Source organism: Dongia mobilis (assembly GCF_004363235.1).
GTDB lineage: Bacteria > Pseudomonadota > Alphaproteobacteria > Dongiales > Dongiaceae > Dongia > Dongia mobilis.
Genome location: NZ_SNYW01000010.1, coordinates 190,258 through 214,095, shown reverse-complemented (window position 1 = coordinate 214,095; position 23,838 = coordinate 190,258). Strand labels below are relative to the sequence as shown.

Here is a 23,838-nt window from a genome sequence, read left to right as displayed (position 1 = left end):
CGTGATGGGCGGGAATTTAGCCCGATCAGGGAAAATCGGCCAGAATGCGCGCGCGGTCCTCGTCGAGATCAGGCGCGCGCGGGCGTTTCTCGGGTACCGGATAGGCCGAGAACTTGATCGGCGATCCGGCCACTTCCAGGGGCGCTACGCTGGCATCATCCAGCGGCAGGACGACCTTGCGATGGCGCACCTGCGGGTCGTTGATGGCTTGCTCGACATCGTTGATCGGCGCCGAGGGAATGCCGGCCTTGCCCAGGAGGTCGAGCCAGTACTGCCTGGTTTGCGTCTTCAGGAAGGCCTCCATCGCCGCCTTGAGGGCGACGACGTTTTCCGACCGCTTCGTGTTGGTCGCGAAGAGCGGGTCGTCGGCTAGCTGGTCGTGGCCGACGGCGCGGCAGAACTGACGGAACAGAGGATCGTTGCCGCAGGCGATGACGATGTGGCCGTCGGCGACTTCATAAGCCTCGAAGGGGGCGATCGACGGATGCCGGGCCCCCAACGGCTTGGGCGAGGTGCCGGTCGAATAGTAGCGGGCGATGGCGTTCTCGAGCAGCGCCAGCTGGCTGTCCAGCATGGCGACATCGACGGCGATACCCTCGCCGGTTCGGCTGCGGTGATGCAGCGCCGAGACGATGCCAAGCGCCGTGAACAGGCCGGCGCCGAGATCGCCGATCGACGCGCCAACCCTTGTGGGCGGCGAGCCTTCATGGCCGGTCAGGCTCATGATGCCGCCCATGGCCTGGGCGATGATGTCGTAGGCCGGGCGGTCGGCATAGGGGCCGGTCTGGCCGAAACCGGAGGTCGCGGCATAGATGAGCTGGGGGTAGAGCAGCTTGAGGGATTCCTGGCCGAATCCCAGCCGCGCCATGGTGCCGGGGCGAAAATTCTCGACCAGCACGTCGGCGCGCCTCAGCAGGCGGTGCAGGATGGCCTGGTCGTCCGGATTCTTGAGATCGAGGGCGATCGATTCCTTTCCCCGGTTCTGGGCGATGAAATAGCCCGATTTTCCGTTGATGAATGGGCCATAGGCGCGCGAATCGTCACCGGATCTGGGATTTTCCACCTTGATCACGCGGGCGCCGAGATCGGCCAGCAGCATGGTGCAGAACGGACCGGCCAGAACCCGTGTCAGGTCGACCACAATGATCCCCGACAGCGGACCGGCCGCAGACCCGACATTTGCCCCGGCTGGCGACCCGGCCCCTGGTTGCGCAATCATCAATTCCCCCGATATGCCTTCTTGTCATTGATCTGACTTGATAGCGGAATTGCCCGACGAGTGACAACAGCAGGCCGATCCGCTAGAAGCCAGCCAGTTCAGATCGCCATTTGGAGCACCGGCCATGGTGAAGGAATTCGACAGCGTTCGCGCAATGATCGAGACGCTGAAGCCCAGCTACCCGGTCTATTGCCTGCGGCCGGAATTGATCAACCGTGCCGCGCAGCGGTTCCTGGAATCGTTTCCCGGGCGCGTGCTCTATGCCGTCAAATGCAATCCGCACCCCGAGGTGCTGCGCGCGCTGCACCGCGCCGGGATCCGGCATTTCGACACCGCCTCGCTGCCGGAGATCGCGCAGGTGCGGGAAAGTTATCCTGACGCCGCCTGCTATTTCATGCATCCGGTGAAGGGCCGCGCCGTAATCGGCACCGCGGCCAAGGTTTATGAGATCGACACCTATGTGATCGACCATCCCCGGGAACTCGACAAGATCCTGGCCGAGACCGGCGGGGCCGAGGGCCTCACCATCTATGTCCGCCTCACCACGCCGCCGGTCGACGGCGCCTTCTATCACCTCGCCGCCAAGTTCGGTGCCGGGGTGGACGAGGCGGCGGCCATGCTGCGCGACGCCGCCTCGCGCGGCTGTCGGGTCGGCCTTGCCTTCCATGTCGGCTCGCAATGCCTCGTGCCCGGCGCCTATGCGACGGCGCTCGGCATCGTCGGCGAAGTGCTGGAGAAGGCCAGGGTCGACATCGTCGGCCTCGATGTCGGCGGCGGTTTCCCGGCGGAATATCTTGGCACCAACATGCCGCCCTTCGAGGACTACATCGCCGAGATCGAGGAGGGTCTGAAGAAACTGAAGCTCAGGCGCGACTGCGTCATCATGTGCGAGCCGGGCCGTGCCCTGGTGGCACCCGCGATCTCGGTGGTGACCCAGGTGCAGCTCCGCAAGGACAACCAGCTCTACATCAATGACGGCATCTATGGCTCGCTCTCCGAGACGGTCGATGCCGGGCTTAAGCTGCCCGCGCGGGCGCACCGACTGAATGGCGAACTCGGCGGCAGCCCGAAGGATTTCATCCTCAACGGCCCGACCTGCGATTCCCTCGACGTGCTGCCATCGACCTTTTCCCTGCCCGGCGATATCGACGAGGGCGACTGGATCGAGATCGACCGTGTCGGCGCCTATTCCAATGCGCTCGCCACCCGTTTCAACGGCTTCACCCCGGAAACGCTGGTGGTGGTACATGACCAGCCGGTGGGCGGGGTGCGCTGAGCGATGCGGCAGGGCTCGGTTCTCGGCCTCAGCCCCGCGGGCTTTCACCGAGTTGCGTATACGGAGTGGGGCGATCCGGCCAACCCGCGCGTGGTTGTCTGCTGCCACGGCCTGACGCGGAACGGGCGGGATTTCGATGCGCTGGCAGCCGATCTCGCCGCCGACTTCCGGGTGATTTGTCCGGACATCGTCGGTCGCGGGGCGAGCGACTGGCTGGCCGATCCGCAGCATTACGGCTATCCGCAATATTGTGCCGACATGAACGTACTGATCGCGCGGCTCGCTGTCCCGGACTTGCTGTGGGTCGGCACCTCGATGGGCGGCCTCATCGGCATGACGCTGGCAGCCCAGGCGGGATCGCCGATCCGGCGTCTTGTCATCAACGATGTCGGGCCCTTCGTGCCGAAGGCGGCCCTGCTGCGTATCGCCGACTATGTCGGCCTCGACAACCGGTTCTCGTCCCTTGACGCTGTCGAGAACCATTTGCGGAAGGTGCTGGCCCCGTTCGGCCCGCTGACCGATGCGCAATGGCGGCACCTTGTGGAGCATGGCCACCGCCGGCGCGCAGACGGTACCTTTGGCCTAGCCTATGATCCGGCCATCGCCGGCAATGTAAAGCTCGCCGTGCAAGATTGGGATTTGTGGGCGCTGTGGGATCGCGTGGCTTGTCCCGCCCTGGTTATCCGCGGCGCGCAATCGGACCTGCTGCTGCCCGAGACGGCGCAGGAGATGACCCGGCGCGGGCCGCAGGCGGAACTCGTCACCTGGGAAGGCATGGGCCATGCGCCGGCCCTGATGGCGCCCGAACAGATCGCGGCTGTACGCCAATGGCTGACTCGCGCCTGATCGTCTTCCAGCATTTCGACCTGCCGCCGTTCCGGCCGCTGCCGCTGTGGCGTGGCGGCGATCTGCAGACCCTGCGCAACTGGCTGAAGCCGCCAAAGGAAACGCTGGACGACTGGCCCGGCACGGAATTGATCCTGGATTGCCGGGATGGCAGCGGCGATCGCCTTTCCGCGAAACTGCACCAGCCGGAAGAGGGCGGGCATCGCCCGCTCATCCTCCTGGTACATGGCCTGTCCGGCTCAGAGGACAGTTTTTATGTGCGGGTGAGTGCTGCGCATCTGCTGCGGGCCGGCTATCCCGTCCTGCGCCTCAACCTGCGCGGGGCGGGGCCGGGGCGGCGCCTTGCCAGGGCGAACTACCATGCCGGCCGCAGTGCGGATATTGCCGCCTGCCTCGCCGGGCTGGATGAGGGGCTGAAGCGCCATGGCGTCGTTGCTGTCGGCTATTCGCTGGGCGGCAATGTACTGTTGAAGTATCTGGGCGAGGCCGGTGCCCATGCCGAGGTAATGGCGGGCATCAGTGTTTCCGCGCCGATCGACCTCAAAGCAGCGCAGGCGCGCCTCGGCACCCATCGCAACCGGCTTTATCACGCGCATCTGCTGGCCAACCTGCGGGACGAAACCGGGCCCGCCGCGCGGCGCATCCGCTCGATCCGCGAATATGATGCGCGCATCGTGGCGCCGGCCAACGGCTTTGCCTCGGCCGATGACTATTATGCGCGCTCCTCGGCCAACCGGTTCCTCATGGGAATCCGCCGCCCGACCCTGGTGATCCATGCCGGCGATGATCCCTGGATCCCCGCCATGTGTTATGCCGAGGTGAAATGGGGCGCCAATCCGGATTTGATGCTGAAACTGCCGGTCTCCGGCGGCCATGTCGGCTTTCATGGCCAGGGCCTCGACCGGCCCTGGTACGACCTCGCGATCCTGCGCTTTCTCGATCGCCTGGTGTGACCTCGGGTCGCAGCCGGCAACTGCATCCGCGACAATTTGGCGGCATCGATCCGGCTTCACTTGATGCTAGTCAATGACGCACATCAAGTTTCTGGACTGTTCCGGAGTTTGCCATCATGTCCCTCACTGAAACCGGCGCCGCATCCGCAGAGGGCGCCCGGCGCCGCAAGTCGGAACTCGACGACAAGCTGTTCTGGATCATTGTCAATTTCGTTCTTGCGGTGGCGCTGGCGGCGATCCTGTGGTCGCCGGCAGTGATCTTCTACGTGGCGCTGGCCCTGGTGCCGGTCCTGTTCGCCGCGATCATCCTGATCACGCTGAAGCCGGAAGCCTGAATTCGTCAGCCCTTGGCCAGCCTCTCCGCCACCTCGATGGCGGAATAGGTGAGGATGCCATCGGCGCCGGCGCGCTTGAAGCAGAGCAGGCTTTCCAGTACGACGCGGTCATTGTCCAGCCAGCCATTGACGCTTGCTGCCTTGATCATCGCGTATTCGCCCGACACCTGATAGGCATAGGTCGGCAGGCGGAATTCATGCTTCACGCGCCAGATGACGTCGAGATAGGGCAGGCCCGGCTTCACCATCAGCATGTCAGCACCCTCGGCGACGTCGAGGGCGCATTCGCGCAGGGCCTCGTCGCCATTGGCCGGGTCCATCTGATAGGTGCGCTTGTCGCCCTTGCCGAGCGATGATTTCGAGCCGACCGCGTCGCGGAACGGGCCATAGAATCCACTGGCATATTTGGCGGCGTAGGAAAGCAGCTTCACGCGCTGGAAGCCATTGGCATCGAGGGCGTCACGCAGGCGCCCGATGCGGCCATCCATCATGTCGGAAGGGGCGACGACGTCGACCCCGGCGGTTGCCTGGGCGAGGGCCTGCTTCACCAGCGCGTCGATTGTCTCGTCATTAAGGATGACGTTGTTATGCATCAGCCCGTCATGGCCGTGATCGGTGTAGGGGTCGAGGGCGACGTCACAGATGATGCCGATTTCCGGGACTACCTTCTTGATGGCGGCGACGGCACGGTTGACCAGATTGTCGGCGCGCCAGGCTTCCTCGGCACGGGGCGATTTCCTGTCGCGCGGCACCACCGGGAAAATCGCCAGGGCCGGAATGCCGAGCTTGGCCGCCTTCTCGGCCGCCTTCACCAGGGCCGGGATGGTGTGACGGAAGACGCCCGGCATCGATGGCACGGGCTCGCGGGCGGCACCACCTTCCTTCACGAAAACCGGCCAGATCAGGTCATTGACCGTCAGCAGGTTCTCGGCCACCAGCCGGCGCGACCATTCCTCCTGCCGGTTGCGGCGCAGGCGGACACGCGGAAACTGGCCGAATGGCTGGCGTTTGTGGCCGTCGCGGGAGAGGTCAGTCATGGCTGTCGCTCGGAATGGGATAGCTATGACAAAGGAATTACAGCGCCACCTGAACGAACGCAATGGATGACGCGCCGCTGGCGTGGGGGCCGGCGCGGGGCCGGCCCCCGATCAGCGCGGTTACTCAGCCGCCTTCGCCTTGCCCGTCGCGGCGTCGAGGGCCTGGGTGAGGTCGGCGAGGATGTCGTCGATATGCTCGAGCCCGATGGAGAGGCGCACATAGCTGTCGTTGACGCCGGTCGCCAGCTGTTCCTCTCCCGTCAGCTGCGAATGCGTCGTGGATGCCGGATGAATGGCGAGGCTGCGCGCATCGCCGATATTGGCGACATGGTAGAACAGCTTCAGCGCATCGATGAACTTGCGGCCGGCCTCAAGCCCGCCCTTGATCTCGAAGCCGAGCAGCCCACCATAGCCGCCCTTGAGATAGGTGTCGGCGCGGCGCTTCTCCTCGCCGGTGGAGAGCCCCGGGAAGATCACCTTGGTGACCGCCGGATGCTGGTTGAGGAAATCGGCGACCGATTGCGCGTTGCGCACATGCTCGCGCATGCGCAGGGGCAGTGTCTCCATGCCCTGGATGAACATGAAGGCGTTGAAGGGGCTCATCGCGGCGCCGAGATCGCGCAGGAGCGTCACGCGCGCCTTGATGATATAGGCGATGGGTCCCAGGGGTTTTACTGCCTGGGTCCAGACGGCGCCGTGATAGGAGGGATCCGGCTGGTTGAGGCCGGGGAAGCGTGCGGCATTGGCCTCCCAGTCGAAATTTCCGCCATCGACGATGGCGCCCCCGATCGAGGTGCCGTGGCCGCCGATATATTTTGTGGTCGAATAGACGACGATGGCCGCGCCATGGTCGAGCGGCCGGCAGAGGATCGGTGCTGCCGTATTGTCCATGATAAGCGGCACGCCCAGCTTGCGGCCGATATCGGCCACTTCCTTGATCGGGAAAACGCGCAGCTTCGGGTTGGGCAGGGTCTCGGCGTAATAGGCGCGGGTCTTGTCGTCGGTCGCCTTGGCGAAGGCCTCCGGGTCCTTCGGGTCGACGAAGCGCACCTCGATCCCCATGTCCTTCAGCGTGTTGGCAAAGAGGTTCCAGGTGCCGCCGTATAGGTCGGTCGAGGAGACGATGTTGTCGCCGGCCTTGGCGATGTTCTGAATGGCGAAGGCCGAGGCGGCCTGGCCCGACGAGACGGCAAGTGCCGCGACACCGCCTTCGAGTGCGGCAAGGCGCTCCTCCAGCACGGCGGTGGTCGGGTTCATGATGCGGGTATAGATGTTGCCGAAGCGCTTCAGGCCGAAGAGGTCGGCGGCATGGGCCGTGTCGTCAAACTGGTAGGAGGTGGTCTGGTAGATCGGCACGGCGACCGAATTGGTGGCGCTGTCGCGGCGGTGCCCGACATGGAGCACGATGGTTTCCGGATGCTTGCTGGCAGACATTGTACTTCTCCCCGATGTAATTCTTTTCACGCTGCGATGGACCGAGTTTCCCGTAAGTCGAGCGCAATCTCAAGCCGCGTCGGGATGGCCTGGCGCACCAGCCTTATCAGAGGGTCGCGATCCTCCACCGCCAGGCGCAGGGCCTCCAGGGCGGCGATGCCAGCCGGGCTTTGCAGGCGCACCTCGATCCGCAGATGGGCGGGATCCAATCTGTCAAAATCCAGACCGGCCTCCACCCGGATATCGACCTGCTCAAGCGGAATGCCGGCTGAAAGTGCCTCCCCGCGATAGGTGGCGGCGAGGCTGTCGGCGAGCGCTGCCAGCACCCGGCGGACCGGCTCCATGTCAGGACGATTTTCATGGCCGGCGAGGTTGGTGCGGGCCGTCAGCGTTATCCGCGCCGACGGCTGGGAGGTGCTGGTTTTGGTATCTCGTGACATGGCGTGCCCCTCGTTGATAGCACAACTAAGCCCCGGGGCCCGGGCGGAAAGCGCTTTAGCCCTTGGTGACGCGGTGCAAGCTGCCCCTCAAATGCCGCGGGTCCCGGAAGCGGGCGGGACCAGACCCAAACGAAAAACCCGCCGATCCGGTTGGGGATCCAGCGGGCAGCCAAGGTCGAGGTTTCACCTGAAACCACGCTTTAGCTGCATTTTTAACGCGCCCGCAAGCTGAGGCTCAAATCGGCGCGGGGCCGAGAATGGGCCAGGGCGCCCCGCCTGTCAAGCAACTGGCCTATCCAGCATCGGTCCAGCATCGCTCTTGACGCCGCCGCGGCCATGCCCGAAGAGTTCCGGCGCCCCACCATGCGGATATCGAATTGCGCCATGACCGAGTTTACCGACGTCCTTTTTTCCATCGCTGATGGCCATGGTCACATCACCCTCAATCGCCCCGAAGCCCTCAATGCCCTGACCCTGCCCATGATCGACGCGATCGCGGCCCAGCTTTCGGCCTGGGAGCGGCGGGTCGATATCAAGGCGATCGTCATCACCGGGGGTGGCGGCAAGGCCTTCTGCGCCGGCGGCGACGTCAAGGCGCTGCATGCCGCGAAAGCGCGCGGCGATCTCCAGCATCTCGAGGATTTCTATCGGCGCGAATACACGCTGAACTACCGCCTTGCCACCTATCCAAAGCCGATCATCGCCGTGATGGACGGCATCACGATGGGCGGCGGTGCCGGGATTGCGCTCAACTGCTCGCACCCGATCGTCACCCACAAGACGCTCTTTGCCATGCCGGAATGCCGTATCGGGTTCTTTCCCGATGTGGGCGCCGCGCTTTTCCTCAACAAGTGCTCGCGCGCGGTCGCCATGGCCCTCGGCCTGACCGGCCTCAGCCTGCGCGGCCCGGGCGTCATCAAGGTGGGCCTCGCCGATCGCTTCATCGGCAGCGGCCGCGTGAACGAGATCAGGTTGGACAATCTGGATGCCCTGGCCCTGCCGGTCGAGACCGCCGGTATCGAGCAGATATTGCCGCAGATCGAAACGGTCTTCGGCCTCGCCGGCGTCGACGAAATCGTGACCGCGCTGGCGGCGCGCCGGGATTCCTGGGGCACGGAAACCCTCAAGCTGATGGCGGATCATTCGCCGACCAGCCTGAAGGTAACCTTTGCACACCTGACCAGGTCGCGCGGCCAGAGCCTATCATCCATCCTCGCCGCCGATTTTCGCATCGCCCAGCATTTCGTCGCCGGCAGCGATTTCTTCGAGGGCGTGCGGGCGCACCTCATCGACCGGGACGGGGCGCCGAAATGGCAGCCAGATACGCTCGCCGCCGTCACGGATGACCGAGTCGAGGCATTCTTTGGCCAGGCACCGGGCATCCGCGACTGGTCGCCGCCAAACTGAAAATGGGCTTGAAGATGGGCAGATTTTGCCGCCGAATCGCCCTGCAACGGCCGGGAATCACTGATTTTTGGCCGAACCGGGCTGGCGTCCGCTTAACCATTGCTTTACGATACAGCCCTAGCTTTGGTCCGACTCGCGGCCTTGTTCGGCCGGATTACGCTATTGGGGATTAGCGGTGAAAAAGGCATATCTGGAGACAATCGCGCTGGTCGAGCGCCTGCATCGCGAGTGCCTTGAAGTGATCAAGGCCGATCTCGACCGCCAGGGAATTCGCGATCTGAACAACGTCCAGGCGATGATCCTGTTCAATATCGGCAGCGATGTGCTGTCGGTCGGCGAACTGACCAATCGCGGCTACTATCTCGGCTCCAACGTCTCCTACAACGTCAAGAAGATGGTGGAGAACGGCTATCTGATCCAGGAGCGTTCACCCCATGACCGCCGCGCGGTCCATGTGAAGCTGTCGGACAAGGCGCTGGCCGTGGTGCAGAAGATGCACGAGATGTACGACCGTCACCTGCAGGCCCTCAACTCCGAGACCTTCAAGGATGACGAGCTCGACAGCGTCAACCTGACCCTGCGGCGCCTGGAGCGCTTCTGGGCAGCCTCGATGGATTACACCCCGCGCTGATCCGCGGGCCGGGCTGGCGCCGCCAGATCCCCCGCGACCGGGTTCATCCAAGCTTCAGGCTCACCCGATACGAATCGAAATCGTCCGGCTGGGTCGCAACGCCGAAACCCAGCGCCTGGCAGAGCGCCAGCATGTTCGCGTTCTCCTTCATCACATAGCCGAACACCTCCTGGATGCCGCGGGTGCGGGCATAGCCCAGTATCCGGTGCATCAGGGCGGTGCCGACGCCCCGCCCGGTAAGCCGGTCCTCGACCACGATGGAATACTCCGCCATTTCGTTGTCCGGGTCGGCCATCAGGCGAACGACACCATGAATCGGCACCTTGCCGGCATCGCCGCGCGTGGTCAGGACCAGCGCCATTTCGCGGTCATAGTCGATCTGGGTGAAGCGCGCCGCGTCGCGATGCGACAGTTCGCGAATGGTGGAAAAATAGCGGAAGCGGATCGCTTCCGGCGAAAGCCTGGTTATGAGGGCCTGCACCTCGGGTTCGTCCTCCGGCACGATCGGGCGCAGCAGATAGGTCGTGCCGTCGCTGGTGGCAAGTTCGGTTTCGAGCTCGCGCGGATAGGGCGAGATGGCAAGGCGCGCCGCACCGGAGCGACCACTCGGCTTCAGGCGGATGCGGGCATCGACCGCGGTGACCCCCTGCGGGTCGGCCAGTAGCGGGTTGATGTCGAGTTCTGCCACTTCCGGAATGTCGACAATGAGCTGTGCCACCTTCACCAGGGTGAGGGCGATGGCCTCGATGTCGGCAGGCGGGCGGTCGCGATAGCCGGCGAGGCGCTTCCATACCCGGGTCGAGGCCATCAGGTCGCGAGCCAGCTTGAGGTTGAGCGGCGGCAGTGCGAGAGCCCGGTCGCCGATGATCTCAACGGCGGTGCCGCCCTCGCCGAACAGGATGACCGGGCCGAACTGGGGGTCCTCGGTAACGCCGAGGATGAGTTCGATGCCGCCCGCCAGCTGCACCATGGGTTCGACGGTGACGCCGATGATGCGGGCATCGGGCCGCTTTGCCCGGGCCCGCGCCAGGATTTCCAGCGTCGCCCTCGCCACCTTGCCCGGCCCGCGAACATTGAGGGCCACGCCGCCGACATCGGATTTGTGACTGATGTCCGGCGACAGGATCTTGATGGCGACCGGACCGCCCAGGCGTTCGGCGATGCCAACCGCAGCCGGCGCATCGGTGGCGATCTCGGTACCGCTGGTTGTGATGCCATAGGCGGCGAGCACCGCCTGCGCCTCCGGCGAGGTCAGCATGGCGCGACCCTCGGCGAGTGCTGGCGCAATGATGCGCTCCACCGCCTTGGCGTCGAAGGCAAAGGAAGTCGGCATCGACGGCGGCGTCTCCATCAGCAGTTCCTGGTTCCGCCGATAGCGCGCTACATGCGAAAAGCCGCGCACGGCAGCCTCCGGCGTCTCGAAGCTGGGGATGTGGAAACGCGAGAACATGGCGCGTGCGTCTGCCGCGGTCGCATCGCCGATCCAGGCGGCGAAAATCGGCTTCGAGGCCTTGGCGCAGGCCTCGATCACGGCCGCCGCCGAGGCGCTGGCATCGGCGGTTGCGGTCGGACAGTTGAGCGCGATGATGGCATCGCAGCCGGGGGCGTCGAGCAAGGCGGAGAGGGCGGCGGCGTAACGTTCCGGCGGTGCGTCGCCGATCACGTCGACCGGATTTCCCTTGGACCAGGTGTCGGGCAGCACGGCATCCAGCCGCGCCATCGTCTGCGGGTCGATTTCCGCCAGGCTGATGCCGGCGTCGACCGCGGCATCCGTCGCCAGGATGCCGATGCCGCCACCATTGGTCAGGATCGCCGCGCGGTCGCCCTTCGGCATCACCTTCAACTGGGCCAGAGTCTCGAAGGCGGTGAACAATTGCGGCAGTCCGTAGACCCGCAACATGCCGGCCCGGCGGAAGGCGGCGTCATAGACATCGTCCGCGCCCGCCATGGCCCCGGTATGCGAGGCGACGGCCCGGGCGGTCTGTGGATGACGCCCGGCCTTGATGACGATGACGGGCTTGACGCGGGCGGCGCGACGGGCGGCGGACATGAATTTCCGCGCACTCGTGATCGCCTCGGCATACATCAGGATCGCGCTTACATTGGGGTCGACCGCAAGATAGTCCAGCAGGTCGCCGAAATCGACGTCGGCCATCTCGCCCAGCGAGACCAGATGCGAGAAGCCAATACCGCGCGGCCCCGCCCAGTCGATCACAGAGGTCAGGATGGCCCCGGATTGCGACAGGAAGGCGATGCCGCCGGTACCGGGCATCAGCTGCGCGAAACTGCCGTTGAGGCCGAGTGGCGGCACGATCAGACCGAGGCAATTGGGACCCTGCAGCCGCATGACATAGGGCCTGGCGGCGTCCAGGGCCTGCTGCCGCAACTCCGCCGTGACGCCCGCACTGATGACGACCGCGGCGCGCGTACCGGCGGCGCCGGCCTCGGCGACGATGCCGGGAACCAATTGCGGCGGCGTCACGATGATGGCGAGATCGGGTGCCTCCGGCAGGGCGGCGAAACCCCTGTAAGCGACGATGCCGCCGACGGATTTGCGCCGCGGATTGACGGGGTAGAGCATGCCTTTGAAACCGGCGCGGGTCAGGTTGCGCCAGATCAGCGATCCCAGCGAGCCTTCGCGATCGCTGGCGCCGACCAGGGCGACCGAGCGCGGGTTCATCAGGGCGTCAAGATTGCGAACCGACATGGCTGTGCGCACTCCGATCCTGGCCGATGCGCGTCAGTGTGACAGCATGATTGCCCGCTGTCAGCCGCTGCCTGCCATGGCGTGGCGATCAGCCGCGAACGAAATGGATCTGCTGGAAACGACGACGGAAGGCGATGACATCCGGCCGCACGCGCGCCGGATCCTCGTCCTGCACCAGGACGCGGGCGGCGAGAGCCGCGATCTCCGCCATGTCGGTTGGCTGCATGCCCCAGCGGGTGATTTCCTGGGTGCCGATGCGGATGCCGTTGGCGTCGCCGTCAACGGACGGCAACGGCAGGCCGATGCTGGTGAATAGTATGTTGGCGGATTCGATCCGGGCGCTGGCACGATTGCCGCCGCCATAGGGGGCGGCGTCCAGCGCCACATGTTGCGAATTCGTGAAGGCATCGCGCGCAGCCGGGCGAAACACGGCAATTCCGGCTCGGTCCATGGCGGCGGCGAGTTCCTGGGCATTGGCGATACAGGCAGCGGCATAGGCGCGTCCATGCGCCAGCAGGTCCAGGACCGCGACGATCATCGCTGATGTGCGACCGAGATCGAAATTGGCGGTGAGGCCTGGAAAGGCAATGCGATCCAGCCTTGCTGCCAGTTCCGCCTCGTTGGTGAGGACGATCCCGGAGGGCGGGCCGCCGAAGGACTTGTAGGTCGAGCCCGTCATCAGGTGGGCGCCCTCGGCGAGCGGCTGCTGGAAGGCGCCGCCGGCAATCAGGCCGCCCATATGCGCGGCATCGTAGAGCACATGCGCCCCGATCTCGTCGGCGATCCCGCGCACCGCGCGCAGGTTGTAGGGAAAGAGGCACATGCTGCCGGCAACGATGATGAGGCGCGGGCGGATGCGCCTTGCCGCCTCGCGCAGGGCGTCGGCATCCACATCCATGCGCGCGGCGTCGAACGGCACCTCGTGCACCTTGAGACCGTAAAGCCCGGCGGCGCCCACCTCGTGATGGGTGGGGTGGCCGGCGGCGGCGTCCGAGAACGCCATGATGGCATCGCCCGGCCGGCAGGTCGCCATGAAGGCATAGAGGTTGGCAAGCGAGCCGCTGCCGACGCGGTGCTCGACGAAGCGCGCATTGAAGAGGCGTCGCAGCAGCATCGACAGCATGACCTCAAGCTGCTCGGCATGCTGCATGCCCTTGTTGTACTTGGCGCCGGGATGGCCGAGATTGGGCCGGCTGCCGATGCTGGAGGCAAGCAGGGCGCCGGCGCGGGGATTGGGGATGTTGGTGCCGGCATAGAGGTTGATGCTCTCGCGATCGACCTGACGCTCCTGCGCCGCCACCAGAAGGTGCAGCTCGCGGTCAAGTTCATCGAGCGACAGGGAGGCGAGGCGCGCTTCCTGCGCAGCGATGAAGCGGGCGGCCGCTGTCGGTATCCAGTCGGGGCCGGTTCCGGTCATTCAGTTCGCCGCAAACATGGTCCAGTCGACCGCGGTGCCGCGCGCCAGATCGCGGGCGGCGATGCGGCCGATCACCTCGGGCAGGTGTTTCGGCGCCAGGCCCTTGCCGGGCCGGATCGAGCGCACATGCTCGGGACCGATCTTTTCGCCGGCCTTCACGTCCTTGACGACGTAGAGCGAGCGGCGCAGCGGCCGGATTCCCGCCTCGGATGCCGTCGGGCCGTAATGGACCGCGCCCAGCGCATCCCAGGCGACATTGACCGCCTCGATCATCTGGCCGAGTTCCGCCGGTTCGAGGCTGAAGGCGGAATCGACGCCGCCATCGGCTCGGGCCAGGGTGAAGTGCTTCTCGACCACCGCCGAGCCGAGGGCCGTCGCCGCCACCGGTACGGCCGTGCCCATGGTGTGGTCGGACAGGCCGACCACGCAGTCGAACATCTCGGCCAGGTGCGGGATGGTGCGCAGGTTGCTCTCGGTCGGCGGCGTCGGATAGCCGCTGGTGCATTTCAGCAGGATCAGTTCCCTGCACCCGGCCTTGCGCGCGGCAGCCACGGCTTCGGCGATCTCGCCCAGTTCCGAGGCGCCGGTCGACATGATCATCGGCTTGCCGGTCCGCGCGACATACTCGATCAGGGGAATGTCGATCAGTTCCAGCGAGGCGATCTTGTAGGCCGGTGCCCCCAGCTGTTCCAGCATGTCGACGGCGGTATGGTCGAAGGGCGAGCTGAACACCGCGATGCCAAGTTCGCGCCCCAGTTCGAACAGCGGCTGGTGCCAATCCCAGGGCATTGCCGCCTGCTCGTAAAGGTCATAGAGGCGCGCGCCATCCCACAACCCGCCCTTGACGCGGAAATCCGGCCCGTCATGGTCGATGGTAATGGTATCGGCCCGGTAGCTCTGCAGCTTCAGGGCGTCGGCGCCGGCCTTCTTGGCTGCGCGCATGATGTCCATGGCGCGTTCCAGGCTGCCATTGTGGTTGGCCGACAGTTCGGCGATCACATAGGGCCTGTGGTCGCGGCCAATGGTCCGACCGGCAATAGTCACCTGCTGCATGCCATCACTCTCCTGAAACTGGTCTCATGGCCGCGCCTAGTCCGGCCGGGCATGGAAGTATCCATCCGCTCCCAACGTATACCCCGCCCGGATGAAGAGGGCGAGGGAGGCGACGTTCTCCGGCAGAATCTTGGCCAGGAAATGTGCACTGGGCGACAACTGGCGGATGGCATGGAGAAGTCCGGCGCCAAGACCCTGACGGTGATGCCACGGCGAGGTGGCAATCGAGACGACGAATTCCGGGCGGCCGGAATCCTCGCCGATCCAGTCGATGCGGACAAAAGCCAGGGGTTCGCCGGCGCGCTCTGCCATCAGGAACCAGTCAATGCTGGAAAGCAGGCGGTCCTGCAGCCACACATGGTGCTCCTGGGAAGACGGCACGGCCGGATTGAGGGCGAAGCGGCGGGTCTCCGGGTTGCGCTGCCAGTCCAGGAGCAGCGCCTCGTCACGCGCCTCGACAATACGGATGGTCATGTCGCCGCTGGCCGTCCGGTACGGCGGCAGCAATGCCGCGATGATACGCTGGCAGCCCCGGCCGTCGCACACCGCGAATGCCGCCCGGGCCATGCGCTGCCTGCGTCGCGGCCAGGCGACAACCTCGTGAAGCTGTTCCTTCAGTCTGGCGCCAACCTGATCCGGTGCCTCGTCGGTCAGGAAACCGGCGACCAACCCGGCCCCCGCGCTGGCAACAAAGGCCGCATTGGCGCGCTGGTTCTCGGCAATGCCGATCAACAGGCTGGGCAGGCCAAGGCAGGCACGTTCCCAGGTCGAGGTGCCGGGCGCACCAATGACGATATCGGCCCCGGCCAGAAGCCCGGCCATGTCGGCAACGTCGGTGATGACGCGGCAACGCGGGCCGAGCTCCGCGGCCTGCCGGCGCACATCGGCCAGATGCGGGGCCGCGCTGCCCAGCACGGCGTCGACCTCGATCTCCGGAAATTCGGCGAGGACCTGCAGCGCCACGGCCGTGCCGTTCAGCGGGTCGACGCCACCGAAGGCCACGACGATGCGGCGGACCGGCCCCGCGATTTCCTCTGCCAATCGGCGGTATGCGTTGGCACGATGCACGGAAAACTGTTGCCGCAGCAGGGCGAAATCGGCGCCCAGCAGCACCTTCGCCGGCCGGGCGTTAAGCCCACCGTATTCCGCTTCCGAGAAGCCCGGATTGGGGTTGATGATGACGTCCGCGTCCAGCGGGCGATCGGCCAGATCGTCAAACCAGACGATCTGGTCGGCAACGGTCCGCATTTCCCGGCCGAGTTCCGCGCCGGCGCCATAGTGGTCGATCACGAAAATGCCGCAGCTTCCAATCGCGGCCGCGATGTCCTTGGCGATCGTGCAGGGGTCAGCGCTGCTCAGCCTGATCAACGAGTTCCTCGGCACGGCACTGCCCAGAAATTCCTCGGTGGCGGCGTCGATTGCCCACAGGCAGCGCCAGCCCATCGGCTCCAGCCGGCTCTGCAGGGCGTTGCAGCGCATGGCGTGACCGGTGCCGATCCTGGCGTTCGCCTCGAAATGGAAAACCACCGTCGCCGCGGCCTCGCGGGATGCGAGGCCCAACGGCAGCCGACGATGGGCATTTACCAGACCCTGCTTGCCATGTGCGCCGATGGTCGTCACGACCTCCTGCCAGCCGGGAAGGCTGCCCGGCGCAAACCTGGCGAAGACATCGTTGAAGAATGTCATGTCCTCGGCATAGTCGAGGGTCCAGCGCTGCTGGTTGGCTGGCCAGCCCGGACCCATCAGGCCGACGCGGCGCAGGCCAGCATCGCGGCGCATCCAGGGGGTCACGTGCTCGCGGTCGAGCGCCAACGTCGCCTCGCGCGCGGATTCTTCCAGCGCCTCGATCGTGAAGGCCTCGCAATCGAGTCCATGCGGGAACAGGCGCGGAAAATTGTTGGCCGCGAAATCGGCCGCATTCCGTTCACGCAGTTCGAGGACGGCATCGCACAATTCCGGGTCAATCAGTGGGCAGTCGCTGGTGACGCGGAGGATGATGTCTGCCCGCACCATGCGCGCCGCCCCGAGATAGCGGAACATCACGTCGCTTTCATCGCCGCGATAGACGCGCAGGCCAAGCGCGGCGGACAGTTCCGCGATGCAGTCGTCGGCCGGGTCGCTGGTGGTCGCGATGACCACTTCGTCCGCCCGCCGGACTTTTTGCAGCCGCTCGACGACATGTTCCAGGACCCTCTTGCCGGCCAGCATCTGCATGGCCTTGCCCGGAAGCCGGGTCGAGCGCGTGCGCGCCTGGACAATGATCGCGGTATGCAGCTTGCGCGGTTGCGGCGTCGCACCTGCAGGAGCGCCGGCAGGTGGTGCGGCCAGGGTCGCAAGCTTGGCCTCGTTCTCCAGCAGTTTCAGCAGCGAAATGGTGAGCGGGGTGATCTCGCCCATCTGCGACTGCGCGAATGCGACGATGTCGCGCAGCGGCAGGATGTCGAGGCTCTCGTATTCGGAGTTCCCATCCGCGGCGTAGGAGGCGAGGATCTGCGGCCAAGGCCTGCTGGTCCGCAGGATGAAGCAGACATCGAATACCTGGCTGTCGGTGTCGCAGGCGATCGCGAGCGGTTCCACCTCGGCGATGTCCGTGGCCGACAGCCCGATTTCCTCCTTGAGTTCCTGCATCAACTGGTTGAGCAGGTTGATGTTGCCCTGTTCGTCCATGGTACCCAGGTCGACCGAGCCGGAGGGCGCCAGTTCCCACAGGCCGGGCGACTGGAAGACCGACTTGCTGCGACGGCCGATGACGACACCTTCCGGGCAGATCAGGATGCCGGTGACGGCGAGCGGCCGGACCTGGAGCCAGCGGAAGATATCAGGGTCACGCGACTGTGCCAGGAGCGAGCGATATTCGGCGCGACGGCCGACGATGGCGGTGTTGTTGAGCGACGTGACGGACACGATTTCGCCGTTGAACAGATCGGCGCTGCGCCGCTGCAACTCCTCGTCCCAGATGGCCTGGGCGCGGCTGGCGACCGCATCCGGCGGCACGAGGGCCGGATCGGCGAGGTGGCAGGTCGGAGTGCTGTGGATCCGGGTCAGCGAAATCGCAAGTGTCATCTAGTCACCGGTTCTGCCGTGCAGGCGCCGAATCAGCGCCGCGGCTGCCGAAAGGTCGGCGGCAATATAGCAGTTTTTGTCGTCCTGCCACTCGGACGCGGGGGCGCCCAGCAGGATAACGGGCAGGCCCGCCGCCCGCGCCGCGCGGGCGCCATTGGTCGAATCCTCGATCGCGATGCTGGCGCCGGCCGTGGCGCCCAGACGGTCCATCAGGGAGAGATAGACGTCAGGGTGCGGTTTGGCGCGGGAGACCAGGTCTGCACCGACAACTTCGTGGATGTACCTTTCGAGCCGATGCCGTCGCAGCCATTCCGCGATCAGGTCGGAGCGCCCGGAGGTGGCGATGCCGATCTTCCAGCCGCCGGCCATTGTCCAGTCGAGCAGGGGCAGCAGGCCGGCGCAGGGCGGTGCCGCGAGGATGGCCCCGCGCACGTCTTGCCAGTATTCCTCCCAGACCAGTTGCGGATCCCGTTCCGGCACGAAGCGGCCGGCCAGTTCAACGATGAGCCCGGCGAGGTCGCGGCCATTGGCTTCCTGGAAGCTGGGTGCTGCGTCGCCGGCGCCGAGGCGCGCCACGAAACCTGCGTAGATCTCGGCCAGCGGCAGGACGGTATCGGCCATGGTGCCATCGAAATCGAGCAGCAGCGCGGTGGGCGATCCTGAGGCCATTGGTTCGCTGTTTCCGCCCAAGCTGTTCTGGCCCATGCAGTAGATCGCCTAGCCGGCCCGACGCCTGCCGACGACATTCCGGTTCTGGCCGATATTGCCGAGGCTGTCGTCGCGGGCGGCGTTCATCGCGATGTTGAGGCGCGCCGCTGCCTCGACGATCGGGTGTTCGTAATCGACCTTGCCGCCATTGATCATCGGCAGGAGAACGTAAAGGACAACGTCATGCAGCGAACTGATCGTTTCGCTGGTGACGATCTCGAAGCCCAGTTCGTCGAGGATGTGCTCGATCGCTCCGTCATGGATGAAGGTGTTGAAGACGTCGATCGGCCTAGCCGGCAGCTCCACCGCGTTGCGCAAGGCGTCCTGACGCAGGCGCTGCTCGTATGAGTTCTCGATCAGCATCACATGGCCTTCCAGCGCGACCCGCTGGCACAGTTTCTCGATCGCCCGGCGCTGCAGTTCCGGCGTATTCAGGTTGATGATACAGCGATTGGTGAAGACGATTTCGAACTGGCCGTCGACATGGTCGAGCGAGAGGGCGTCGTCGACGGCGAAATGCAGCCGCGCCGGGTCGATGCCTTCGTCGCGGCGGCGTTGTTTGGCCGCTTCGATCATGTCCGGAATATAATCGACACCCGTCACGATAGTGTCGGGAAACTGCGTGGCTATCCAACTGCAGTTGAAGCCGTTGCCGCAGCCGACTTCGAGAACCCGCAGCTTTCCGCCGGCGGACCCGGCCGCGCGCGCGACCGTGCGGCCGATCGCGGCGCATTCGATCATCTTTGCTGTGCGTCCCTTAGTGGTCGCGCGCAGATCCTTGCCGAAGGAACTCGCCCAGTTCTGCCAATGCTGCCTGATGTCGTCCAACTGCATATGGCTGTGTTTCCCTAGGCCACGTTCTTCATGATGAACTGGCGCATGCGCACGGACATCGGCGCGTTGCGCTCGGTAATGAGGGCGACCTTGCTGCCGCAGGCATAGGTTCTGGGGTTTATCCTGATGCCCGTTTGTCGCGCCACCTCGGCGAGGCGGGCGGCCAGAACCTGGTGGCTGAAGCCCGGGAACAGGGTGCCGCGAACATTCTTATCGCGCATGATCCATTTGTAGTTGCGGCCCGGACTCCAATGGCTGCGTTCGTCGCTGCCGGCGCCGCCGCGGCTGGCGGCGCCGCGCTGCTCGAACTCCTCGATCAGGCGCTCGATGATTGTGACTGCGCCGAGCTTGTGCTCATCGAAACTCATGCTCGTGGCGAAAAAGTCGAACATCTCCCGGCTGAACGAGATCTGATCCGTGCCGCCGACATGCCTTTTCAGTACATCAAGCGCCTCCTGAGCCGACCGTGCTACCGGGTTGACGCGGTTGGCGAGATAGCGCCGGTTGACGGGCTCGTCGGTCGCGAGGACGCACAGCGCCGGCTGGCCGAGTGCGATCGCTTCGACTCCGGTGGTGCAATTGGTGTGGACCAGGGCGTCGGCAGCGATGATCCAGGGGATCGAGGCGCCTTCGCGGATGATCGTCAGGCGCGGGCTGCTGCCGATTGCATTCTGCCAGGTATCGATGCGCTCGCTGGGATGCGGGCGCAGGACCACGGAGACGTTGGGGATGTCGGTAAGGACATGGCGGACGATTTCGCGGATCGCGGCGAAATTGGCGCGCTCCATGCGAATGACCTGGTCGACATAGTCGCGAACCGTGGGGTTGGCGAGGTCCAGCTTTCCGGTCCGGGCCTGTTCCTCGACGATGCTTTCCGTCGGGCCCTTCTCGGAATTGCTGAAGCCGAGATTGGTGTTGATCAGAATGAACCGGCCAAACCGCTCGCGAATGCGGCTGGCCTCGCGGCGATAGATTTCACGCAGACCCGGCTTCAACAGGTCCCAGCGGGGGTTGAGGCAGGGCACGATCTTTTCGGCAGCTTGCGGAAAGCGGCTGCGGTAGGCGCCGACATTGTTCTCGCCGCCGACGAAAATGAAATCGGCATTGGCGACGCCTTCGTCAGACACCCAGCGCAATTCGTCAGGCTTGGCCACCAGGCCGGGGACCTCCTCGTCGATGGCAGCGATAATCGAGCCGCGCTCGCGCGCCCGCTCCATGATGCGGCCGTCGCGCTGGGTCAGGGTCTTCGACAGGTAGAGGCCGGGCGGCATGGCGTCGAGGTTGCGCTCGATCAGCCATTTCTGGCCCAGCACGATGTCGAAACCCCGTTCGAGCGCGATGGCAGCCAGGAGCAACCGCGAATCCATCTCGCGGGAGGCGATTTCCATCGGCAAATAGAGGATCCGCCGGAGGTGGTCGCGCGCGTTGGTGTTTGCCGTCCGTTCTCTAAGTTGTGTCATGCCTTCAGATCAGGAGTATCGCAGCTCAAAAATTTGGGTCTCGGCCATGCGCCCCGCCGGCGCCTAAACCGCCGGCAGAATCGCCTGCACCATGCCCCATTTTGACCGGAAAGGCATTGATTTTTCACGGGGACCGGCGCCCTGGCGCGGTTTGTCGCGGCGGCCCGGCGGCGTGCCGCCGCCGGGGTCAGGAATCGGCACCGATCCGCTTTGCCTCAGGCGCCGGTGAAGGCCTGCAGGCCGGTCTGGGCCCGACCCAAGATCAGGGCATGGATGTCGTGGGTGCCCTCATAGGTGTTCACGGCTTCCAGGTTCATGACATGGCGGATGACATGGAATTCATCCGACACGCCGTTGCCGCCGTGCATGTCCCGCGCCATCCGGGCAATCTCCAGCGACTTGCCGCAGGAATTGCGCTTGATGAGCGAGATCGCTTCCGGCGGGCAATTGCCGGCATCCTTCATCCGTCCGACCTGGAGGCAGGCCTGCAGGCCCAGCGTGATCTCGGTCTGCATGTCGGCAAGTTTCTTTTGAATCAACTGGTTGGCGGCCAGCGGGCGGCCGAACTGCTTGCGGTCGAGCGTGTATTGGCGGGCGGCATGCCAGCAGAATTCGGCGGCGCCCAGGGCCCCCCAGGCGATGCCGTAGCGGGCGTTGTTCAGGCAGCCGAACGGCCCCTTGAGGCCCGAAACATTGGGCAGCAGATTGGCTTCCGGCACCTCGACATTGTCCATGACGATTTCGCCGGTGACCGAGGCGCGCAAGCTGAACTTGCCCTCGATCTTCGGGGTCGAGAAGCCCTTCATGCCGCGTTCCAGCACGAAGCCGCGGATCACGTCATCCTCGGTCTTGGCCCAGACCACCGCGATGTCGGCAATGGGAGAGTTCGTGATCCACATTTTGGCGCCGGTCAGGAGATAGCCGCCGCTCACCTTCTTGGCGCGCGTCTTCATGCCGCCGGGGTCGGAGCCGTGATCGGGCTCGGTCAGGCCGAAACAGCCGACAATCTCGCCGGTGGCGAGGCGGGGCAGGTATTTCTGGCGCTGTTCCTCGGTGCCATAGGCATGGATCGGGTGCATGACCAAGCTGGACTGCACCGACATGGCCGAACGATAGCCGGAATCCACCCGTTCGATTTCGCGCGCGACCAGGCCATAGCTGACGTAATTGGTGCCGGCGCAACCATATCCGTCGATGGTCGAGCCAAGCAGGCCGAGTTCGCCAAGTTCGTTCATGATCTCGCGGTCGAACTTCTCATGGCGGTTCGCCAGCAGCACCCGCGACATCAGCCGGTCCTGGGCATAGCCGCGGGCGGTGTCGCGGACCAGACGCTCTTCCTCGCTCAATTGGGAATCCAGCAGCAGCGGGTCGTCCCACTGGAATTCTGGCTTGGCGGCATGGCGGGCTGAACTCATGGTCTCGTACTCCGGATTCTCAAGTGAGGACGGCGGGTGCTATATCATGCGCCATATTCGGCTGACAGGCCGCAGGGCACAAGGCCGCCATGCCCTCCGCGTGGAGGTAATGCGGCTGCGCATGGGAGCCATGCCCTGGCAGCGCTATTCCGTGGTAGCGGTGTCATGGTCGACATGCCGCGCGGCAGGGGCGGTTTCGGGCAGGATCGGATGCGTCACCAAGGCTATATACTGGAGTTCCACCAGGTCGGCAGTTACGTCAAGGTCTCTGCCTTTGATCCGGTCACCCTGACCGAGGTTTCGACCATGGGGCCGGCAAATCTCTCGCAGGCGGAACTCGGCCGGCTGGCCATTCGCAAGCTGGAATTTGTCCTGGCCCGGCAGAATGCGGATTCCGCCGGCGGAACGCCCGGCGAACGCAAATAACGCCTTGTCGCATTCCGGAGGCCGGGATAGTTTCCGGCCAACAACGAGCTGCGCGGGCACCGGCAAGCATTTGACCGGTTTTCAAGCGGCCGGAATGGGGGCCTCTTCGCAATCTGGGTGACGGAATCGGGACAAGTTTCCTGACGCCGTTTCCGGGGCATTTCCGATCCGACCGCATGTGCCGCGGCTGCCGGGCGAAGGAGTTGGCGCGTCAGATGGAATGGCTTTTCGAGTTGTTTCACCAGGTCAATTATGAACTCCCAAAATTCGTCCAGTTCCTGATCGTCGGCCTGACCCTGGGCTCCATCTACGGCCTGATCGCCATCGGCTACACGATGGTCTACGGCATCATCGGCATGATCAATTTCGCCCATGGCGACATCTATATGATCGGCGCCTTCCAGGCGATGATCGTGCTGCTCATCTGCGGCACTCTCGGCATCTCCTGGGTGCCGCTGCAATTGCTGCTGATGCTGGTGGTGGCGGTGGCGCTGACGGCCGCCTATGGCTGGTCGGTGGAGCGGATCGCCTACCGGCCCTTGCGCGGGACGCAGCGCCTGGCGCCGCTGATCTCCGCCATCGGCATGTCGATCTTCCTGCAGAATTATGTGCAGTTGGTGCAGGGGCCGCGCCCGAAACCGGTCGAGCCGGTGATTTCGGGCGGCGTCACCGTGCTGACCCGCGCCGACGGCTTCGTCGCCCAACTCGGCTATCTGCAGATCGTCATCGTGCTGCTGACCGTGGCGCTGATGGCCGGCTTTACGCTGCTCATCACCCGCACCTCGCTGGGCCGCGCGCAGCGCGCCTGCGAGCAGGACATGAAGATGGCATCGCTGCTCGGCGTCAATGTCGACCGAACCATCTCACTGACCTTCGTCATGGGCGCCGGACTGGCCGCGGTCGCCGGCATGATGGTGACGCTCTACTGGGGCAACAACGACTTCCACATGGGCTTCAACGCCGGCATCAAGGCGTTCACGGCTGCGGTCCTCGGTGGCATCGGCTCGCTGCCCGGAGCCATGCTTGGCGGCGTGCTGATCGGCCTCATCGAGGCCTTCTGGTCCGGCTACTTTACCGCGGAATACAAGGATGTCGCGGCCTTCAGCATCCTCGTGCTGGTGCTGATCTTCCGCCCCACTGGCCTGCTCGGCCGACCGGAAGTGGAGAAGGTGTGACG

The 23,838-nt window shown here is 65.1% G+C and carries 20 protein-coding genes and 1 riboswitch; of the genes, 8 read left to right on the top strand and 12 right to left on the bottom strand.

The window, feature by feature from the left end:
* Positions 1–25 precede the first annotated feature (25 nt).
* Positions 26–1,219, bottom strand: a complete 1,194-nt coding sequence (locus A8950_RS14075; RefSeq protein ID WP_133614310.1) for a CaiB/BaiF CoA transferase family protein — start codon at positions 1,217–1,219, stop codon at positions 26–28.
* Between the two features lie 124 nt (positions 1,220–1,343).
* On the opposite strand from A8950_RS14075, the gene A8950_RS14070 reads away from it, so the two are divergent.
* From A8950_RS14070 to A8950_RS14055, 4 genes are all read left to right on the top strand, one after another.
* Positions 1,344–2,495 carry a type III PLP-dependent enzyme domain-containing protein gene (locus A8950_RS14070; protein WP_133614309.1) on the top strand — a complete coding sequence of 384 codons (1,152 nt, stop codon included), beginning with the start codon at positions 1,344–1,346 and terminating at the stop codon, positions 2,493–2,495.
* A 3-nt stretch (positions 2,496–2,498) separates the two neighbouring features.
* On the top strand, positions 2,499–3,341 hold the full coding sequence (locus A8950_RS14065; RefSeq protein ID WP_133614308.1) for an alpha/beta fold hydrolase: 843 nt from the start codon (positions 2,499–2,501) through the stop codon (positions 3,339–3,341).
* Positions 3,323–4,294, top strand: coding sequence for a YheT family hydrolase (locus A8950_RS14060; protein ID WP_133614307.1), 972 nt, complete (start codon positions 3,323–3,325; stop codon positions 4,292–4,294). The genes A8950_RS14065 and A8950_RS14060 overlap by 19 nt, the downstream gene beginning before the upstream one ends.
* Before the next feature lie 116 nt (positions 4,295–4,410).
* Positions 4,411–4,629 (top strand): hypothetical protein, encoded by a 219-nt coding sequence (locus A8950_RS14055; RefSeq protein ID WP_133614306.1) that lies wholly within the window; start codon positions 4,411–4,413, stop codon positions 4,627–4,629.
* A 5-nt stretch (positions 4,630–4,634) separates the two neighbouring features.
* On the opposite strand, the gene hemB is transcribed toward A8950_RS14055, so the two are convergent.
* From hemB to A8950_RS14040, 3 genes are all read right to left on the bottom strand, one after another.
* Positions 4,635–5,666 carry a porphobilinogen synthase gene (gene hemB, locus A8950_RS14050; protein ID WP_133614305.1) on the bottom strand — a complete coding sequence of 344 codons (1,032 nt, stop codon included), beginning with the start codon at positions 5,664–5,666 and terminating at the stop codon, positions 4,635–4,637.
* A 120-nt stretch (positions 5,667–5,786) separates the two neighbouring features.
* Entirely contained in the window at positions 5,787–7,100 is a 1,314-nt protein-coding gene (locus tag A8950_RS14045) for an O-acetylhomoserine aminocarboxypropyltransferase/cysteine synthase family protein (protein WP_133614304.1), read from the bottom strand.
* Positions 7,101–7,126: 26 nt separating this feature from the next.
* Positions 7,127–7,540 (bottom strand): OsmC family protein, encoded by a 414-nt coding sequence (locus tag A8950_RS14040; protein WP_133614303.1) that lies wholly within the window; start codon positions 7,538–7,540, stop codon positions 7,127–7,129.
* 183 nt (positions 7,541–7,723) lie between these two features.
* Positions 7,724–7,797: riboswitch (SAM riboswitch) on the bottom strand.
* A 127-nt stretch (positions 7,798–7,924) separates the two neighbouring features.
* Between A8950_RS14040 and A8950_RS14035 the strand changes: the two genes are divergently transcribed.
* Both A8950_RS14035 and A8950_RS14030 read left to right on the top strand, forming a co-directional pair.
* The gene (locus tag A8950_RS14035) at positions 7,925–8,947 is read left to right on the top strand and encodes an enoyl-CoA hydratase/isomerase family protein (protein WP_166645182.1); all 1,023 of its coding nucleotides are present in this window, start codon (positions 7,925–7,927) and stop codon (positions 8,945–8,947) included.
* Positions 8,948–9,122: 175 nt separating this feature from the next.
* The gene (locus tag A8950_RS14030) at positions 9,123–9,578 is read left to right on the top strand and encodes a MarR family winged helix-turn-helix transcriptional regulator (protein ID WP_133614301.1); all 456 of its coding nucleotides are present in this window, start codon (positions 9,123–9,125) and stop codon (positions 9,576–9,578) included.
* A 43-nt stretch (positions 9,579–9,621) separates the two neighbouring features.
* Here the strand turns inward: A8950_RS14030 and A8950_RS14025 are convergent, their stop codons facing one another.
* The 8 genes from A8950_RS14025 to A8950_RS13990 form a co-directional block, all read right to left on the bottom strand.
* Complete coding sequence (locus tag A8950_RS14025; RefSeq protein ID WP_133614300.1) at positions 9,622–12,285, bottom strand: bifunctional acetate--CoA ligase family protein/GNAT family N-acetyltransferase; 2,664 nt, start codon at positions 12,283–12,285, stop codon at positions 9,622–9,624.
* A gap of 88 nt (positions 12,286–12,373) precedes the next feature.
* On the bottom strand, positions 12,374–13,702 hold the full coding sequence (locus A8950_RS14020) for a serine hydroxymethyltransferase (protein ID WP_133614299.1): 1,329 nt from the start codon (positions 13,700–13,702) through the stop codon (positions 12,374–12,376).
* On the bottom strand, positions 13,703–14,755 hold the full coding sequence (pseI, locus tag A8950_RS14015) for a pseudaminic acid synthase (RefSeq protein WP_208109863.1): 1,053 nt from the start codon (positions 14,753–14,755) through the stop codon (positions 13,703–13,705).
* Between the two features lie 36 nt (positions 14,756–14,791).
* On the bottom strand, positions 14,792–17,818 hold the full coding sequence (pseG, locus tag A8950_RS14010; protein WP_133614298.1) for a UDP-2,4-diacetamido-2,4,6-trideoxy-beta-L-altropyranose hydrolase: 3,027 nt from the start codon (positions 17,816–17,818) through the stop codon (positions 14,792–14,794).
* Positions 17,819–18,487, bottom strand: coding sequence for an HAD family hydrolase (locus A8950_RS14005; RefSeq protein ID WP_166645181.1), 669 nt, complete (start codon positions 18,485–18,487; stop codon positions 17,819–17,821).
* Between the two features lie 48 nt (positions 18,488–18,535).
* Positions 18,536–19,360 (bottom strand): class I SAM-dependent methyltransferase, encoded by an 825-nt coding sequence (locus tag A8950_RS14000; protein WP_133614296.1) that lies wholly within the window; start codon positions 19,358–19,360, stop codon positions 18,536–18,538.
* A 14-nt stretch (positions 19,361–19,374) separates the two neighbouring features.
* Positions 19,375–20,820 carry a surface carbohydrate biosynthesis protein gene (locus tag A8950_RS13995; RefSeq protein ID WP_133614295.1) on the bottom strand — a complete coding sequence of 482 codons (1,446 nt, stop codon included), beginning with the start codon at positions 20,818–20,820 and terminating at the stop codon, positions 19,375–19,377.
* Between the two features lie 215 nt (positions 20,821–21,035).
* The gene (locus tag A8950_RS13990; RefSeq protein WP_133614294.1) at positions 21,036–22,235 is read right to left on the bottom strand and encodes an acyl-CoA dehydrogenase; all 1,200 of its coding nucleotides are present in this window, start codon (positions 22,233–22,235) and stop codon (positions 21,036–21,038) included.
* A gap of 165 nt (positions 22,236–22,400) precedes the next feature.
* Here A8950_RS13990 and A8950_RS13985 point away from each other — a divergent pair, with 165 nt between their 5' ends.
* Positions 22,401–22,661: a DUF6898 family protein gene (locus A8950_RS13985; RefSeq protein WP_243735646.1), complete on the top strand. Its 261-nt coding sequence runs from the start codon at positions 22,401–22,403 to the stop codon at positions 22,659–22,661.
* A gap of 215 nt (positions 22,662–22,876) precedes the next feature.
* The gene (locus A8950_RS13980; RefSeq protein ID WP_133614293.1) at positions 22,877–23,836 is read left to right on the top strand and encodes an ABC transporter permease subunit; all 960 of its coding nucleotides are present in this window, start codon (positions 22,877–22,879) and stop codon (positions 23,834–23,836) included.
* The last annotated feature ends 2 nt before the right edge of the window (positions 23,837–23,838 follow it).

What these genes read in the sequence shown, in the direction of transcription:
- A8950_RS14075 (WP_133614310.1), bottom strand. Translation starts at nt 1,219, where the DNA reads ATGATTGCGCAACCAGGGGCCGGGTCGCCAGCCGGGGCAAATGTCGGG.
- A8950_RS14070 (WP_133614309.1), top strand. Translation starts at nt 1,344, where the DNA reads ATGGTGAAGGAATTCGACAGCGTTCGCGCAATGATCGAGACGCTGAAG.
- A8950_RS14065 (WP_133614308.1), top strand. Translation starts at nt 2,499, where the DNA reads ATGCGGCAGGGCTCGGTTCTCGGCCTCAGCCCCGCGGGCTTTCACCGA.
- A8950_RS14060 (WP_133614307.1), top strand. Translation starts at nt 3,323, where the DNA reads ATGGCTGACTCGCGCCTGATCGTCTTCCAGCATTTCGACCTGCCGCCG.
- A8950_RS14055 (WP_133614306.1), top strand. Translation starts at nt 4,411, where the DNA reads ATGTCCCTCACTGAAACCGGCGCCGCATCCGCAGAGGGCGCCCGGCGC.
- hemB (WP_133614305.1), bottom strand. Translation starts at nt 5,666, where the DNA reads ATGACTGACCTCTCCCGCGACGGCCACAAACGCCAGCCATTCGGCCAG.
- A8950_RS14045 (WP_133614304.1), bottom strand. Translation starts at nt 7,100, where the DNA reads ATGTCTGCCAGCAAGCATCCGGAAACCATCGTGCTCCATGTCGGGCAC.
- A8950_RS14040 (WP_133614303.1), bottom strand. Translation starts at nt 7,540, where the DNA reads ATGTCACGAGATACCAAAACCAGCACCTCCCAGCCGTCGGCGCGGATA.
- A8950_RS14035 (WP_166645182.1), top strand. Translation starts at nt 7,925, where the DNA reads ATGACCGAGTTTACCGACGTCCTTTTTTCCATCGCTGATGGCCATGGT.
- A8950_RS14025 (WP_133614300.1), bottom strand. Translation starts at nt 12,285, where the DNA reads ATGTCGGTTCGCAATCTTGACGCCCTGATGAACCCGCGCTCGGTCGCC.
- A8950_RS14020 (WP_133614299.1), bottom strand. Translation starts at nt 13,702, where the DNA reads ATGACCGGAACCGGCCCCGACTGGATACCGACAGCGGCCGCCCGCTTC.
- pseI (WP_208109863.1), bottom strand. Translation starts at nt 14,755, where the DNA reads ATGCAGCAGGTGACTATTGCCGGTCGGACCATTGGCCGCGACCACAGG.
- pseG (WP_133614298.1), bottom strand. Translation starts at nt 17,818, where the DNA reads ATGACACTTGCGATTTCGCTGACCCGGATCCACAGCACTCCGACCTGC.
- A8950_RS14005 (WP_166645181.1), bottom strand. Translation starts at nt 18,487, where the DNA reads ATGGCCTCAGGATCGCCCACCGCGCTGCTGCTCGATTTCGATGGCACC.
- A8950_RS14000 (WP_133614296.1), bottom strand. Translation starts at nt 19,360, where the DNA reads ATGCAGTTGGACGACATCAGGCAGCATTGGCAGAACTGGGCGAGTTCC.
- A8950_RS13995 (WP_133614295.1), bottom strand. Translation starts at nt 20,820, where the DNA reads ATGACACAACTTAGAGAACGGACGGCAAACACCAACGCGCGCGACCAC.
- A8950_RS13990 (WP_133614294.1), bottom strand. Translation starts at nt 22,235, where the DNA reads ATGAGTTCAGCCCGCCATGCCGCCAAGCCAGAATTCCAGTGGGACGAC.
- A8950_RS13985 (WP_243735646.1), top strand. Translation starts at nt 22,401, where the DNA reads ATGGTCGACATGCCGCGCGGCAGGGGCGGTTTCGGGCAGGATCGGATG.
- A8950_RS13980 (WP_133614293.1), top strand. Translation starts at nt 22,877, where the DNA reads ATGGAATGGCTTTTCGAGTTGTTTCACCAGGTCAATTATGAACTCCCA.